Source organism: Streptomyces sp. 2323.1, from assembly GCF_900221035.1.
Classification (GTDB): Bacteria; Actinomycetota; Actinomycetes; order Streptomycetales; family Streptomycetaceae; genus Streptomyces; species Streptomyces sioyaensis.
This window is the reverse complement of the sequence record NZ_LT907981.1, coordinates 7532755-7549031: the sequence shown is the minus strand read 5'-3', so window position 1 is coordinate 7549031 and position 16277 is coordinate 7532755. Positions and strand designations below refer to the sequence as shown.

Genomic DNA, 16277 nt, shown 5'->3' with positions numbered 1-16277 from the left:
TGCCGGGCCGGCCGGGGAGGGTCAGTCCTCCTCGGTGTCCTCCGCGTTGCGGAACGGGACGGTCACCGTGATGCCGACGGTCGGCCGGCGGTTCTCTTCGTCACCCGTGAGCGGGTCGTTGTGGATGATGTCCTTCTGCATGGCTGTTCTCCTGTTCTGGCGAGTTATGGAACGTGCGTCGTGCACTCGGGGGCACCGGATGGGCCGGTGCCCCCGAAGACCCCGTCCGCTGCGGAACGGGGAGTTCGAGGGGCCGCGGGGGCGCGGCGCAGATGCTGGTCCAGGAAGCCCATGGCGCGCTGCAGTACGGCCATGTGGTGTGCGCCGCTGTATCCGTCGTGGCCGGTCTCCAGCCACAGGGACTCGTGCGGCACACCCGCCTCCCGCAGGGCGGTGAGGTAGCCGCGTACCTGGCCGGGCGGGCATTTGGCGTCGAGGGTGGCGGCGATCACCAGCAGCGGGGCGCGGACCTCGGCGGCGTAGTGGAGGGGTGAGCTGCGCGCGTAGCGTTCGGGTACGTCGTCGGGGGTGCCGCCGAACAGCCGCTCGTCCAGGGCCCGCAGCGCGGGGGTGCCCGTACGGTGGGCCGCCACGCAGTCGGCGACCGGTTTGACGGCGACCCCCGCCTGCCACAGGTCCGGGCCGGTGCCGAGCGCCAGCAGCGCCAGGTAGCCGCCCCAGGAGGTGCCCCACAGACCGATCGCGTCCTCGCGGGCCAGGCCGCGGCGCAGCAGATCGGAACGGACCGCGACGAGGTCGGCGACCTGGGTGAGCCCGACGCCCGCGCCGAACGCGGTGCGCCAGCGGGGCCCGTAGCCGGTGGAGCCGCGGTAGTTGACCCGGGCGACCGCGAACCCGGAGGCGACCAGGGAGTGCACCTCCGGGTCGTAGGCGTCGCGGTCGTGGTCGGCGGGACCGCCGTGCACCAGGAACACCAGCGGAGGCCGTCGGCCGGGGGCCGAGTCCGGTTCGCTGAGCAGGGTGTGCACGGGCCCGTCCGGGCCGGGGGTCCACAGCTCGCGGTGCCGGCCGGGTACCCGGGCGGGCAGGGTGGCGAGCGCCGGGAGGCGGGTGCCGGCGGTGGAGCGCATCTGCGGCGGGGTGGCCGCGTCGGTCCAGAGGTAGTGCACGTCGTCGCCCGGGTGCGGGGCGGCATCGAGCAGGGTGCCGGGCGGCGAGGGCACCGGGGTCAGGGTGCGCCGGTCGAGGTCGGCGGCCGCGAGGGTGGAGCGGCCGTGGCGGTCCTGGCGGACGAGGACCCGGCGGCCTTCGGGGTACCAGCGCGCGGTGATCTCGGTGTCGAACCGGCACCAGTCCTGGGCCCGCAGCCCCGAGCCGGGCCGCCAGGTGGCCAGCCGGTAGTGGCCGTCGGCCTCCTGGACCAGCAGCAATTCGGTGCCTGCCGGGGAGGGTGCGAAGCCGAGCGCCCACAGCCGGCCGGTGCGTCCGGAGAGCTGGTCGAGCAGGGCCCCGGAGCAGGTGAGGAGGGTGACCGCCCGGTCGGAGCCGGCCGCGCCCGACAGGGCCAGCAGCCCGCCGGACGGCGAGATGCCCGCCAGCAGCGCATGGCCGTCGACGGTGTGCACCGCCCGGGCCGGGCCGCCCGGCATGCCGAGGTGCACGGTCATGCCGTGGCCGTCGCCGAGGCCGATGGCCACCGTCCCGGCGTGGCTGACGGCGAGTCCGTGCGGCAGGCCCGAGGGGAGACCGGTCAGGCCGGGCTGCCGCGGTCCGCCGTCGAACTCCTGGAAGTACCAGCGCCCGGCGCCGCGCCGGTTCTCGGCGAACCACCACACCCGGGCGTCGGCGTCGAGGGCGCAGTGCAGGGTGCCGTCCGGGCTGTCGGTGACCTGGCGTGCGGTGCCGGTGGCAGCGTGCCAGGTGAAGATCTCGCAGCGGCCGCCGGCGTCCGCGGCCAGGGCCATGCGTGCCGGGTCGCGCGGGCAGACCTCGGGGAGCGCCGGCCGGTAGACCCGGAAGCCGGTGCCGGGGGACGGGGCTGCGGCGGGGCGTGCCGCGTGCGGGCTCATGCGGGCTCCTCCCCCGTGCCGCGGGTGAGGGCCGGTGCCGCCCAGGTCGCATGGAGCGCGACCGCGGCCAGTAAGGCGGCGCAGCCCACGAGGGTGGTCCCGGGTCCGACCCGCCCGGCGGCCAGCCCGGCGAGGGCCGGTGCCAGGGCCGCGGCCGCGCCGGACGCGGTGGCCAGCACGGTGCCGGTGCGGGCCTGGAGCCCGGGCGGTATGACCTGGATGATGCGGGCCTGCAGCGCCACGGTGGCCAGCGGCGTGAGCAGACACAACAGGCCGAAGAGCAGGCCGAATTGCCAGGCGTCGCGGGCCGCCGCCAGGGCCGCGGCGGGCGGCAGCATCAGCCAGGACACCGCCACCAGCACGCGCGTCGGGGAGCGCCGGCCGGCCAGTCGGGGCGCGAGCAGCGCGCCGGCCAGCCCGGCCGCCCCGGCGAGCGCGAGGACGAGACCCGGCCCGGCCGCGCCGCGGCCCTGGTCCTGCAGGGCGAAGACCGTCGTGTAATACAGCGCGGCGAGCAGCCCGTTGACGGCCGAGAGCCACCCGAGCGCCAGCCGCAGGAGGGGCTCGCGCCGGATCAGCGCCACCCCGGCCCCGGCCTCCGCGGCCGCCACGCGCCAGTTCCGGCGCGGGCCGGCCGGCGGCCGCTGTTCCCGGGGCGGGGACAACTCGGTACGCAGGGCGCGGATGCAGCCCGCCGCGACGACGTACGAGAGGGCGTCGGCGAGGAACGGCAGCCAGCGTCCGGCCTGGAAGAGCAGCCCGCCCAGGGCCGGCCCGAGGACCAGGGCCCCCCGCTCCCCCGCCTGTAATCGGGACAGCACCCGCCGGTGTTCCGCCGGCGGACACACCAGGGCGACGGTGCCGAGCGACGCCGCCTCGTAGCAGGAGGTCGCGGACCGCTCGACGAGTACGGCGCCGATGAGTACGGCCATCGGGACCGTGCCGGACCGGACGGCCAGCGCGACGCCGGTCATCGCGGCGGCGGACACCAGCGCGGCGCCCACCATCACCTTCTTGCGCGCCCCGCGGTCGGCGGGTACCGCGGCGAAGGGGCCGAGGAGCAGCGTGGCGGCCGCGCAGACCCCGGCGACGGCCCCGACCTCGGCGGGGGTCCGGCCCAGGCTCAGCAGCAACAGCGGCAGGACGAGCCCGGACATCTGGCTGCCCAGCGCGTCACAGGTGCCCGCGCACCAGAACAGCCGCATGTCGCGGCGCACTTGGGCCGGCGGAACGGCGGATGCCGTCGCCGGGGCGGAACCGGTCACCGGGTACGGCCCGGGGCCGGTCTCGCGGGTGACGCCGGGCGTAAGCCGCGCGGTGAGTCATCCGCCGGGGTTGCCGACGTGCGCCGTTCCATGCGAAGCCACCTCGTATCCGTGGGTCGACCTTGAAGATCGACCTCACCAAAAGGTCAACTTGCGGGGGAAATGTGTTCGAAGTGTGCCGGAGCTTAACCAGGCGGTGACGTAGGCCACAAGATGTCGGTCCATGAACACCTTCGGGCGGCATGTCACCGGCCCGGAACAGTCAGCGGACACCGGCCGGGACGGTCAGCGGACACCGGCCGGGACGGTCAGCGGACACCGGCCGGGACGGCGAGCCGGCCGCCGGCCGGGACGGGCGAGCCGGCCGTCGCGCACCACCCGCCGCCCCCTCTCCCCCCACGCGCCCCCCTACCGCCGGCGGTGCACGCGGGCGAGGAGCAGGACGGTGTCATCGGCCGGAGAGCTCGCCACGAGACGGGAGAGGATGCGGTCGGCCGCGACCTCCAACGAGCCGGGGATCCGGGCCAGTTCCTCCTGGAGCTGGTGCAGACCCTCGTCGATATCGCGGCCCCGCGCCTCGATGAGGCCGTCGGTGTACAGGGCGAGGACGGCGTCGTCGGGCAGGCCGATCTCCGCCGTGCGGAAGGTGGTGCCGCCGATCCCGAGGGGGACGCCCAGCACCTCGTCGATGACCTCGATCCGGCCGTCGGGGTGCCGGACCAGGGGCGGCGGATGACCGGCGCTGGCGAGCCGGGTGCGGCCGGTGAGGGGGTCGTAGCGGATGTAGAGGCAGGTCGCCAGCTCGATACCGGCCTCCAGCGCGCACTGGTCGAGTTCGCCGAGCAGCTCGGCCGGTTCCTGGTCGTGCCGGGCCAGCGCCTTGGCCGTGATCCGCAGCCGGCCCATCGATGCGGCGGCCGAGACCCCGTGTCCCATGACGTCACCGACGACCAGGGCGACCCGGTGGTCGGGCAGCGCGATCACGTCGTACCAGTCGCCGCCGACCTCGGTGACGCGGCTGCCGGGCAGATAGCGGTGCGCGAGGTGCAGATACGGGCTGGGCGCCAGATAGCTGGGCAGCAGGGCCCGTTGGAGGGTGAGCCCGATGTTCCGCTCCCGGTTGTACAGCCGCGCGTTGTCCAGGCACAGCGCGGCACGCGAGGCGAGCTCTCCGGCCAGGCTGAGGTCCTGCTCGGTGAAGTCCGCCCGGCGGGCGGACCGGCCGAAGATGGCGAGTCCCTGGACCGTTCCCCGGGCGATGAGCGGGGCGAGGAGGAGGGCGACCAGCCCGCTGTCGGCCATCAGCCGGGCCCGCGAGGCGTCCAGCACCGTCCGCGCCAGGAAGTCGTCGTTCACCGGCACGCAGATCGGACGGCCGGACCGCAGCATCTGGTGGATCGCGGAGCCCGGTGGGTAGTGCACCACTTTCAGCCCGCTGACCAGCTCCGTCGCGGGAGCGGGCAGTACGGTGCCGGAGGCGATCCGCCGGGTGTCCACGGGCAGCGCCGGGTCGAACGACTCGCTCTCGTTCCGCCAGTCCACGAGCTCCACGACGGCTCCGTCGCAGAAGTCCGGCACCGCTGCGTCGACCAGTTCCTGGGCCGTGACCTCCACGTCCAGGGTGGTGCCGATGCGGGCCGAGGCGCGGTCCAGCAGCGCCAGCCGCTGCCGGCTGGCGGTGGCCTCCACGATGGCCTGCTCCTGGTCGGTGACGTCCACCAGCAGCCCGCCGACGCCGGGCCGGCTGCCGACGGCCTGGGTGAGCGGGAAGAAGCTCACCAACAGCACCCTGTCCCGGTCCGGGTGGCCGCGGGTACGCATCCCCACCCGCACCCCCTTGACGGTCCTGCCCTCGGTGGCGACGGAGCGCAGCATGCGCTCGTACTCACCGTCGTCCGAGGTGATCATGATCTCGGCGAGGTGGCGCCCGAGGTGTTCCTCGATGGGCAGCCCGTTGATGTCGGCGAGTGCCTGGTTGAGGTGGCGGTAGCGCAGTTCCTCGTCGAGCATGACCAGGCCGATGGGGCAGGTCGCGAAGAGGGCGTCGAGGAAGGCCAGGTTGGTCTTGACCCGGTCCAGCTCGTCGCTGCGGCTCGCCAGGGCCATCACCACCGTGTGCCCCGCCTCGCCGGTCACCGGGAAGACCCGGAAGCCGCAGTCGAAGTCCGTGCCGTCCCGGTGTCTGACGCGCTGGCGGCCGCGCCAGTAGCCCTCGGTACGGCCGCGGTCGGCCATGCGGGCGCATACGTCCTCTTCCGAGGAACCGCCGGCGGTTCCTCGGAAGAGGAATGCGCCGGGCCGCGACAGCGCCTCGGCGGCGCGGTAGCCGAAGAGGTCCTGGGCGCCCGGGCCCCAGTAGCAGATCCGGTTGTCGTCATCGATGCCGCACACGGCCACCGCCACGTGCTGCAGCAGCGACCCGGGCTCGGACCAGAGCGGACCCCGGGCCCTCGCATCGCTCGGCCGATCTGATGACACCGGCTTTCCCTTCCGGCCGTCGCGTGGGCCGGCTGCTCCGCCCAGCGCGGCGGAGCGGCTCTCTCAATTCTGCGCTCGTCGCGCACGTACGGACACCTCGGACCGCCGCGGGGCCGGGGACGCCGCTCACCGACTCGGTACCACCGACGACAAAGTCACACGAAACCCTGTAAAGCCGTAAAAAGCGGGCGTAGGCTGACCAGGACGCCGTATTGCACCGCGAGCGAGCGATGGAGGCGTCGTATGACCGACCCTTACGGCTTCCTCAAGACCCCCCGCCGGCCCATGGCGGCGCGCCCCGTCGAGGAGCGGCTGCACGACTGGCACGAGGTCTACGCCGGGCAGGCGCTGCTGCCGCTCATCTCGGAGCAGGCGGGGCGCTGCATGGACTGCGGCATACCGTTCTGCCACAGCGGCTGCCCGCTGGGGAACCTCATTCCCGAGTGGAACGCGTACGCACGGCGGGGCGACTGGCGGGCCGCGGCCGAGCGGCTGCATGCGACGAACAACTTCCCCGAGTTCACCGGGCGGCTGTGCCCGGCACCCTGCGAGGACGCCTGCGTCCTGGCCCTCAACGCCGATCCGGTGACGATCAAGAACGTCGAGCAGGCCATCGCCGACCAGAGCTGGGAGCGCGGGTACACCTCGCCGCATCCACCGCAGCGGCTCAGCGGAAAGTCCGTGGCCGTCATCGGCTCGGGACCCGCGGGCCTGGCGGCGGCGCAGCAGCTCACCCGAATCGGGCACACCGTCGCGGTCTACGAGCGCGCCGACCGCATCGGCGGGCTGCTGCGCTACGGCATCCCCGAGTTCAAGCTGGAGAAGTGGCACCTGGAGCGCCGCATCGCGCAGATGCAGGCGGAGGGCACCAAGTTCCGCACAGGGGTGGACATCGGCCGCGATCTCGACGCCACCGAGCTCACCCGGCGGCACGATGCGGTGGTCGTCGCCGTCGGCGCCATGGAGCGGCGCGAGCTCGCCGTCCCGGGCCGCGAGCTGTCCGGCATCCATCAGGCCATGGACTATCTGACGCTCGCCAACCGCGTCACGGAGGGCGACTACGGCTCGCCGCCGCTCACCGCCGAGGGAAAGCACGTGGTGATCGTCGGTGGCGGGGACACCGGCTCGGACTGCCTGGGCACCGCCCTGCGGCAGGGCGCGGCCTCCGTGGTGCAGCTCGACATCAACCCGGAGCCGGGCGACGTCCGGCCGGAGGCCCAGCCCTGGCCCATCTATCCGAAGGTGTTCCGGATCTCCCATGCGCACGAAGAGGCCCGGGGCCGGGAGGGCACGGATCCCCGGCTCTTCTCCTCCGCCACGCTCCGCTTCGAGGGGGACACGTCCGGCCGGGTCCGCGCCCTGCACCTGACGGAGGTGGAGCCCACGGCCAGGAAGCCGCGGCCGGGCACCGAGCGCGAGATCCCGGCGGAGCTGGTTCTGCTCGCCCTCGGCTTCTCCGGTCCGGAACGCGGTGGCGGACTCATGGAGCAGCTCGGGCTCACCCTGGACGACCGGGGGAATTTCGCCCGGGACGCCGGCTTCGCGGCCGAAGGGGCGCAGCGGGACGCGTGGCCGGTCCGCCGCGGGACGGACGGGGTGTTCGTCGCGGGCGACGCGGGCCGCGGCCAGTCGCTGGTGGTGTGGGCCATCGCGGAAGGACGGTCCGCCGCGGCGGCCACCGACCGCTATCTCACCGGCTCCACCGAACTCCCCTCCCCCGTCTCCGCCATGGACCGGCCGCTGGTGGCGTGAGGCCGCGCCCGCGGCTACGGCGACTGAGACACGATCAGATGGATCCCGTAGCCGCCGAGTGCGGCGCAGAGCGCAAAGCAGAGAAACGCGGTGGCCCGTGCCAGCGGATCCGCCACGCTGCCGCGCCCGGTCCCGTTCATCCGCAGTCTGTGGGAGCGGGCCAGCGCGATGATCCCGAGCGAGAAGACCACCACGAGCAGGGTGACCAGGGTCAGGCTGACGACGCAGACCACGACGAGGCCGTGCCAGTCGATGTGCATGTCTCACGCCTCTTTCTGTGACGCCCCGACGGGGCCGTACGCATGCTCTCCAACGGGCGGGCCGGCCGCCGGCGCCACGGTCACGCCATGAGGTCGTCGGGCTGGTCCTGCTGCGCCTTGTCGGGGACTTCATTGACGTTCTTGGCGTGCACGGGATGGCGGCGGGACAGCGCGTACATCCCGCCGACCGCGACCAGCGCGGCCCCTGCCGCCAGCACGAGACCGCCGGTGCCGTGCCCCGCCAGCCAGGCCGAACTGCCACCGACCGCGGCGGCGGCCGGGAGCGTGAGCACCCAGGACACCGCGATCCGGCCGGCGATCCCCCACCGGATCTCGGCCAGCTTGCGGCCGAGGCCCGCGCCGAGGATCCCGCCCGCACAGACCTGCGTGGTCGACAGCGGGAACCCCATGTGCGAGGACGTCAGGATGACGGTGGTGGCCGTGGTCTCCGCGGTGAACCCCTGGGGCGACTCGATGTCGGTGAGCCCCCTGCCCATGGTCCTGATGATCCGCCAGCCGCCCGCATACGTGCCCAGCGAGATCGCCAGCCCCGCGCTGAGGATCACCCACCACGGCGGTTCCGCCCCCTGGCCCAGCACACCGGCGGAGATCAGGGCCAGCGTGATCACGCCCATGGTCTTCTGGGCGTCGTTCGTCCCGTGGGCCAGTGCGACCAGGGAGGCGGAGCCGATCTGCCCGGTCCGGTACGCGCGGGTGACGGGCCCGCGCGGCGCATGACGGGTGATCACGTAGGCGAGGTACGTCGCGAGCAGGGCCGCCACACACGCCACGGCCGGCGAGATCACGGCGGGGAGCACGATCTTCTCCACCACCTGCCCGAACCGGACCGCGCTGGTGCCCGCCGCGACCCAGACGGCCCCGATCAGCCCGCCGAACAGGGCGTGCGACGAGCTCGACGGCAGGCCCGCGAGCCAGGTGAGCATGTTCCACAGGATCGCGCCGAGCAGCCCGGCGAAGATCATCGTGAGGCTGACCTTGCTGTCGTTCACGATCCCGCCGGAGATCGTCTTGGCGACCGTCGTGGACAGAAACGCCCCCGCCAGATTGAGGACCCCCGCGATCAGCACGGCGACCCGCGGAGTCAGTGCCCCGGTGGCGATGGAGGTGGCCATCGAGTTGGCCGTGTCGTGGAACCCGTTGGTGAAGTCGAAGGCGAGCGCCGTGACGATCACCGCAACGAGCAGGAGCGAGACGCCGTCCACCGGTACCTCCAGTCCAGAAGCGCACATTCCGGACGCGTGACGTTACAGTAAGTAACGACCTCGGCCTGCTGAGCCTCGCCGTGCGGCGGCGGCCGACCACTGCACCAGCCGCCATGCCCTCTGCCCACCGGCCTGGACGCACACGAGCCGATGGGTTCGGCCGGTTGCCCGGCCGAACCCATCGGCTCGTGTGCGTCAGTTCAGCTCACGCAGCGGGATCAGTGACCGCCCTCGTCGACGACGGCGACCTCTTCGATGTTCTGCTCGATCGCCTCACGCGACACCGCGGTGCTGCGGGCCCAGAAGTAGATCACCAGCGCGAACGCCGTGACGACCACCATGTCCCACCACAGCGGGAGGTGGCTCTGGCCGCCGAAGCCGCCCTGCCAGGAGATCAGACCCATGCCGATCAGGTACACCGGAAGCCACCGCGCGGCCTTCCAGTCCAGGCGCGGGGCGTTCGGCAGCTGCTTCTTCGTCGCGTACCAGGCGTAGCTGCCGAGCAGCACATACCCGATGATGATCGCCCAGCCGAGCCGCTGGAGGGTCTCCCAGCCGGCCCAGTAGATGATCAGGCTCGCGACGATGAAGGACAGCGGCGAGATCACATTGCCGCCGGGCAGCCGGTACGGACGCTCGTGGTGCGGCAGCCGGTTGCGGAACACCCCGAAGGCCAGCGGGGCACCGGCGTACATCAGCACGCTCGCCGAGGTGATGAAGGAGACCAGCTCCTGCCAGCTGGGGAAGGGCAGGAAGCAGACCACGCCGGTCACGAACGAGATGATCAGGCCGAACCACGGCACGCCACGACGGTCGGTCTTCTCGAAGAGCCGGGGCGCGTAGCCGTTCTTGCTGAGGCCGTAGGAGATGCGCGAGGTCGAGGTGGTGTAGATCAGGCCGGTGCCACCGGGGGAGATGATCGCGTCCGCGTACAGGACCCAGCCCAGCCAGCCCAGACCCACGACGGTGGCCAGACCGGCCCACGGGCCGCTGATGCCGGCGTAGTCGAGCTTGGCCCAGCCGTGCGCGAAGGAGGCCAGCGGCAGCGCACCGATGTAGACGACCTGGAGAAGGATGTAGATGACCGCGCCGATCAGGACCGAGCCGATCGTGGCGCGCGGCAGGTCGCGCTTGGGGTTGCGGCTCTCGCCCGCGAGCTGGATGGCCTGCTCGAAGCCGAGCAGCGCGAAGATGATGCCGCTGGTGCTGATGGCGCTGAGCACGCCCTTGGCGCCGAACGGTGCGAAGCCCTGCGAGGTGAAGTTGTGCGGGTGGAAGTTGGTGGCCGCGAGGATGAAGATCGCCCCGAGCGGGACGGCGATCTTCCACCAGGTCGCCGCACTGTTGGTGTGCGCCAGCACCTTCACACCGAGGAAGTTCACCGCGACGAAGATCGCCATCAGGACGACGGCGACGATGAAGCCGCTGGTGGTGAGCGTTCCGTTCGCGTTCAGGAAGCCCTGGGCCCAGGACCAGTGACCGGCGTAACCGATCATGGCCTCGACCTCGATCGGAGCCACCGTTGCTGCTTGGAGCCAGGAGAACCAGCCGAACGACATGCCGGCCAGGCCGCCGAAGGCGTAGTGCGGGTAGCGCGCCGTACCGCCGGCCACCGGGAAGAGGCCGCCGAGCTCGGCGTGCACCAGTGCCAGCAGGACGATCGCGACCGCGCCGATACACCAGGAGATCAGCGCCGCCGGGCCCGCCACCACTACGGCCTTCTGCGCTCCGTACAGCCAACCGGACCCGATGATGGAACCGACGGAGGCCCACATCAGACCGATGAGTCCCACATCCCGGCGAAGGGAGCCGGATTCACGTGGCCTGACCGGAGCGATCTCGTCAACGCTTGCCATAAGAGGCCTTTCAAGACAGGACTGGCTCAAAATTTGCCTCAGATTAGGGAGCATTCAGAGCCCTGCAAAGAGCCATTGGCTGAATAGTTATATTCCGTGACCTTCCTTTAGGAAGTCATTACCTAACTCTCGACTCGTCACTGTGGACATTCGGCGGAAGATAGGCAGGGAAGGGTTCTACGGGTGGCCGAGGTAGCACTCAGCAACAATCCGGTCACCCATCCGACTGTCGCCGCCGCGTCCACTTGAGGAAATCTTGAGGTTTCTCGGCGGGGCATTGTCATGACCGGAGAAAGCCCTGCTCCCGCGGCCGGTATTTCCGCAATGGATCTTCGCCCCGCCCCGCCCCTCACCGAGTGGCAGTGCGGGGACCGGGCGAGCCAGGGCGCGCCCCACCTCGGCATACCGGGTGGTCAGGCGGCGGCCCGCCCGCCCGGGCGCCGGGCTCACAGCCTCCGGGCCCACTCCGTGAACCCGCTCCCCCGCGGCCGCCGCGTCACCCTCGCGGCAAATAGGAGGATGAGGAGTGCAATAGGAGGGAAGGACGCCGAAGAAGCGGCGACTTCGACCGGACGGCACCCGTGGCGATCACTCCCGACCGGATCTGGAATTTTCTGCACCCGCCGACTCCCTGGAGCCCAAAGAAGGTTTCGGAGTTCTGATCGAAGAAGCCGACATGGTCTTCAACGGCGGGCGAATAAACGATGTATAGGCCATCAAGACGTTCCTTGCACAAACGGCTCGCCCTCAACATCCGCCGGGGAGTTAGAAAGTTCCGGACCACCCACGGCACCCGCCCGGGACCCCGCCCGGCGCACGGCCGGACGTCCGGGCGGCCATGAATGCCGCAGGGGGCACAACTGGGCGCCCACGTACGTCACTTGGCGAACGTGCACACCTTGGACCTCAGGGGCGTATCAACTCGGCCGGGCCCCGGGTTCGTTACGCATTGCGAGAACCTCTGTTCGATATCCGGGCGCGGGGTCCGCGGCACCGCCCGCGCGACCCACAGGGGCGGCGTGGTGGCGGAAATGGGCCTCGCACAGCCATGCGATATCCCGGCGTGGTGTTGTCAGGTGCAGGAGTACGCAAGGTACACATGGAGCATGGCCCGAATCTCCGGCCGCTTCCCGTGGCTAACCTCGGAGCGCAGGTTCACCGGTCGGCACTCGGACGACGACGGTCGGCGTGAGCGGCGTGGCGGCTCGCCGACGGCATCAGCGGGACGGCTGCGCGCGCTGGCGAGTACCCGCAGCGTCGCCGGTCAGATGTTCCTCCTCCAGGTCCTGATCGTGCTGCTGCTCATCGTGGCTTCGGTGACCGCGTTGCTGCTCCAGTCCCGCAGCGACAGATTCCAGGGGGCACGGGACCGTTCGGTCGCCGCGGCCGAGGCCTTCGCCCACAGCCCGGGTCTGGTGGCCGTGCTGCGCAGCCCCGACCCGTCCGCGGTGCTCCAGCCGCTGACCGAGGCGGCCCGCAAGCGGGCCGGCGTGGACTTCATCGTCGTCATGAACCGTGCCGGGATCCGCTATACGCATCCCAGGCCGGAGCAGATCGGCAAGCGCTTCATCGGCACCATCGGGCCCTCGCTCGCCGGCCGCGTCACCATCGAGAGCGTCGTCGGCCCGCTCGGCCACGAAGTGCAGGCGGTCGTCCCCGTGAAGGACGCCCGGGGCACGGTGGTGGGCCTGGTGTCGGCCGGAATGCGGGTCAGCCGGGTGAGCAGCGCGGTGGACCGGCAACTCCCGGTCGTACTCGGCGCCGGAGCCGCCGCACTCGCGCTGACCACGGCCGGCACGGCGCTGGTGACCCGCCGGCTGCGGCGCCAGACCCACGGGCTCGGCCCCGTGGAGATGACCCGGATGTACGAGCACCACGACGCGGTGTTGCACGCGGTGCGCGAGGGCGTGCTCATCATCGACGCGGACGGGCGCGTGCTGCTGGCGAACGACGAGGCGCGCCGGCTGCTCGGCCTGTCCCCCGACGTGGAAGGGCACCGCGTCACCGGCCTCGGGCTCGCTCCGCGCACGGCCGAACTCCTGGTCTCCGGGCGCGTGGTCACCGACGAGGTGCTCCAGGTCGGAGACCTTCTGCTGGCGGTGAACATCCGGCTCACGGATCCCCGTGGTGGACCGTCCGGCACGGTGGCCACGCTGCGGGACTCCACCGAACTGCTCGCCCTCGCGGGAAAGGCGGAGGCCGCGCAGAGCCGGCTGCGGCTGCTGTACGAGGCGACCGTCGCCATCGGCACCACGCTCGATGTGCGGCAGACCGCCGAGGAACTGACCCGGGTCGCGGTCGACAGGTTCGCCGACTTCGCCACGGTCGACCTCGCCGAGCCCGTCCTGGCCGGCGAGGAGCCGCCGGCGGGCGCGTACAGCGAGGCGCCGGAGCTGCGCCGGGTGGCGCTGTCCGGTCTCCCTGAGGACCATCCCCTCTACCGGGTGGGCGAGCTCCACCGGTACACCGTGCCCAATCCGATGGCCACCGGGTTCATCACCGGACGGTCCGTGCTGGTCCCCGATCTGCGGGACGCCGAAGAGTGGCGCGCCCAGGAACCGGAGCGCTTCGAGCTGGCTCTGGAGCACGGCTGCCGGTCCCTCATCACCGTTCCGCTGCGGGCCCGCGGTGTGCTCATGGGGGTCGCCAACTTCTGGCGTTCCCACGACAGCACCCCCTTCGAGGAGGGCGATCTGTCCCTGGCCGACGAGATGGCGGCCCGGGCCGCCGTGAGCATCGACAACGCGCGCCGCTTCACCCGCGAGCACACCATGGCCGTCACCCTGCAGGAGAGCCTGCTCCCCCGCGGCCTGCCCGAGCAGGACGCCCTCGACCTCGCCCACCGCTATCTGCCCGCGCAGACCGGGGTGGGCGGCGACTGGTTCGATGTCATCCCGCTGCCGGGCGCCCGGGTCGCCCTGGTCGTCGGTGATGTGGTCGGTCACGGGCTGCATGCCGCCGCCACCATGGGCCGGCTGCGTACCGCGGTGCAGAACTTCTCCAGCCTCGACCTGCCGCCCGACGAGCTCCTCAGCCACCTGGACGAGTTGGTCCACCGCATCGACCACGAGGTGACCGGGTCGGACGACGAGGCCACGGTCGCCGGCGCCACCTGTCTGTACGCGATCTACGATCCGGCCGCCGGCCGCTGCACGATGGCCCGGGCCGGCCACCTTCCGCCGGCGCTCGTCCACCCCGACGGCACCGTGGAGTACCCGGATCTCCCCGCTGGGCCGCCGCTCGGCGTCGGCAGCCTCCCCTTCGAGGCGCTGGATATGCACCTGCCCGAGGGCAGCAGCCTCGTCCTCTACACCGACGGCCTGGTCGAGGGCCGCAACCACGATATCGACACCGGCATGCAGAACCTCGCCGCGACGCTGGCGCAGCGCGGCCGGACCCCGGACGAGATCTGCGAAGCCGTCCTGAGCGCGCTGCCCCCGGCCCGGCAGCGCGATGACATCGCCCTGCTCGCGGCGCGTACCCATCTGCTGGACCCCGAGCGCATCGCGGAGTGGGAGGTCCCGTCCGACCCCGCGGCGGTGGCCGAGGCACGCGCGAACATCACACGGCAGCTGGCGCAGTGGGATCTGGACGAGATGGCGTTCGCCACCGAGCTCATTCTCAGCGAGCTCATCACCAACGCCATCCTCTACGCCACCGGTCCGCTCCGGGTGCGGCTGCTCCACGACCGCACCCTGATCTGCGAGGTCTCCGACACCAGCAGCACCTCCCCGCACCTGCGGTATGCGGCCGAGGAGGACGAGGGCGGCCGCGGGCTCTTCCTCGTCGCCCAGCTGGCTGAGCGATGGGGCACCCGGTACACCCCCGACGGCAAGATCATCTGGGCCGAACAGACCCTGCACTGAGCGGCGGCGGGCGGCCGCGCCGAGCGGTGGCGGACGGCCGCGTCAGCCGGGGACGTACGCGAAGCCGCCCACCCCGCTCCTCCTCTCACCGCGCCTTGTCCTTGACGTCCACCGGCCGGTCGGCGTTCAGCTCGCTGAAGAGCTTGTGCGCCTGGGCCTTGTCCCAGAGCACGGCACTGCCCTTACGGGTACGGAAGCCCAGGCTGGCCACCGGAACGTTGATCTGCTTGCCGTGCCCGCCCGTGACGCCCTGGACCGCCCGGAACATCCTCGCCAGGTCCACCAGGCCGGTTTCCCGGTCGACGATGAGCGTGTCCAGCCCGGCGTTCAGCGCGCCGTAGAGCGAGAACGGGTTGAGCACGGTGCCTGGCTTCCCCGCCCGGTGAGCAAGCGCGGACAGGAACTTCCGCTGGTTCTTGCTTCGTCCCAGGTCGCCCTGGGCCTCCTGGTGGCGCTGGCGGACGAAGGCCAGCGCCGCCCTGCCGTCGAGGGTGTGGCAGCCCTTGGTGAAGTTGGCCCCGGACTTCTTGTCCTTCAGGTCCCGGTCGAGGCAGATCGGCACGCCGCCGACCGCGTTGACGAGGTTCACGAAGCCCGCGAAGCCGACTTCCACGTAGTGGTGGATCGGCACGCCGGTGTTGCGCTCGATGGTGCGGACGAGCATTTTGGGGCCCCCGACGGCGAACGCCGCGTTCAGCTTGTCCTTGACCGGGCCGTGGTGCTTGCCGGTCATGGGGCTGGTGTAGCCCGGCACGGTCAGCCAGGAGTCACGTGGCAGGCTCACCATGGTGGTGCCGCCCGCGCCGGTGTGCAGCAGAATCATCGAGTCGGTGCGCCGGCCGCCGGCCGATCCGGTGTGCAGATCCCGCTTCTCCTCGTCGGTGAGGCCCTCGCGGCTGTCGGAGCCCACGATGAGGTAGTTGGTGCCCTTGCCGGCCCGCTGCCCCTGCCCGGGTGTACCGAGGTCGACCTCGGTGTTGAGCTTGGTGTCGGCCCAGGCGAGGGTGCCGGCCGGGATGGCCAGGAGCACCACGAGCACACCGATGACGACGCGCCGCACCGGCCTCCTGCGCCGGGAGCGATGCGACCGCCGCGCGACGCCGGGCCGTTCCTGTTCCTGTTCTTGTTCCTGTTCTTGTTCTTGTTCTTGTTCTTGTACCTGTTCTGTACCGGCGCCTCCTCGGTCCGTACGGCCGACTCCGCCGTTCGGAGGGCCGTCTCCGCGGTCCGCTCGGCCGTCCTCCTGCCACGACCAGGGCGGGCCCTGCGGGGTGGCGTAGCCGTCCGCAAAGGGTTTTGCCGGGTGCGGATGCCGGGGCGGGTCCTCGCGCCACGGGGATTCGGTCACGTCCACCACCTCCCCCGCCACGATGCGCCGGCCGTTCCAGGATCCGCCCGCTTCCCACACGTCCTCCAGATCGGCGTCCTGCGTCAGGTCCGGACGGGCGCCCGCCCCGTACGACGGGTGCTCGGCCGGACCGTACGGGCCTCCGCCAAACACATCGCTGCCGGCCCAAGGGCCCCGCGAGTTGCTCATGTGTGCACTC

General features: G+C 71.8%; 9 protein-coding genes. 2 read left to right on the top strand and 7 right to left on the bottom strand.

The window, feature by feature from the left end; all coding sequences use genetic code 11:
* Positions 1-164: 164 nt before the first annotated feature.
* From CPH93_RS32610 to CPH93_RS32600, 3 genes are all read right to left on the bottom strand, one after another.
* Positions 165-2030, bottom strand: a complete 1866-nt coding sequence (locus tag CPH93_RS32610; protein ID WP_100315494.1) for a S9 family peptidase — start codon at positions 2028-2030, stop codon at positions 165-167.
* Positions 2027-3235 (bottom strand): MFS transporter, encoded by a 1209-nt coding sequence (locus CPH93_RS32605; RefSeq protein ID WP_096214903.1) that lies wholly within the window; start codon positions 3233-3235, stop codon positions 2027-2029. The genes CPH93_RS32610 and CPH93_RS32605 overlap by 4 nt, the downstream gene beginning before the upstream one ends.
* Before the next feature lie 468 nt (positions 3236-3703).
* A complete protein-coding gene (locus CPH93_RS32600; RefSeq protein ID WP_093648484.1) occupies positions 3704-5773 on the bottom strand; it encodes a SpoIIE family protein phosphatase in 2070 nt (689 codons plus the stop codon).
* 243 nt (positions 5774-6016) lie between these two features.
* Between CPH93_RS32600 and CPH93_RS32595 the strand changes: the two genes are divergently transcribed.
* A complete protein-coding gene (locus CPH93_RS32595) occupies positions 6017-7525 on the top strand; it encodes a glutamate synthase subunit beta (RefSeq protein WP_096214902.1) in 1509 nt (502 codons plus the stop codon).
* Between the two features lie 14 nt (positions 7526-7539).
* On the opposite strand, the gene CPH93_RS32590 is transcribed toward CPH93_RS32595, so the two are convergent.
* The 3 genes from CPH93_RS32590 to CPH93_RS32580 form a co-directional block, all read right to left on the bottom strand.
* Positions 7540-7785, bottom strand: a complete 246-nt coding sequence (locus CPH93_RS32590; protein ID WP_093481688.1) for a hypothetical protein — start codon at positions 7783-7785, stop codon at positions 7540-7542.
* 80 nt (positions 7786-7865) lie between these two features.
* Positions 7866-9008, bottom strand: coding sequence for an inorganic phosphate transporter (locus CPH93_RS32585; RefSeq protein WP_093481690.1), 1143 nt, complete (start codon positions 9006-9008; stop codon positions 7866-7868).
* Between the two features lie 218 nt (positions 9009-9226).
* Positions 9227-10864 (bottom strand): APC family permease, encoded by a 1638-nt coding sequence (locus CPH93_RS32580; protein ID WP_173909926.1) that lies wholly within the window; start codon positions 10862-10864, stop codon positions 9227-9229.
* Positions 10865-11970: 1106 nt separating this feature from the next.
* Here CPH93_RS32580 and CPH93_RS32575 point away from each other — a divergent pair.
* A complete protein-coding gene (locus CPH93_RS32575) occupies positions 11971-14730 on the top strand; it encodes a SpoIIE family protein phosphatase (protein WP_443031414.1) in 2760 nt (919 codons plus the stop codon).
* Positions 14731-14815: 85 nt separating this feature from the next.
* Here CPH93_RS32575 and CPH93_RS32570 read toward each other — a convergent pair whose 3' ends face one another.
* On the bottom strand, positions 14816-16267 hold the full coding sequence (locus CPH93_RS32570) for an LCP family protein (RefSeq protein WP_096215677.1): 1452 nt from the start codon (positions 16265-16267) through the stop codon (positions 14816-14818).
* Positions 16268-16277: the final 10 nt, after the last annotated feature.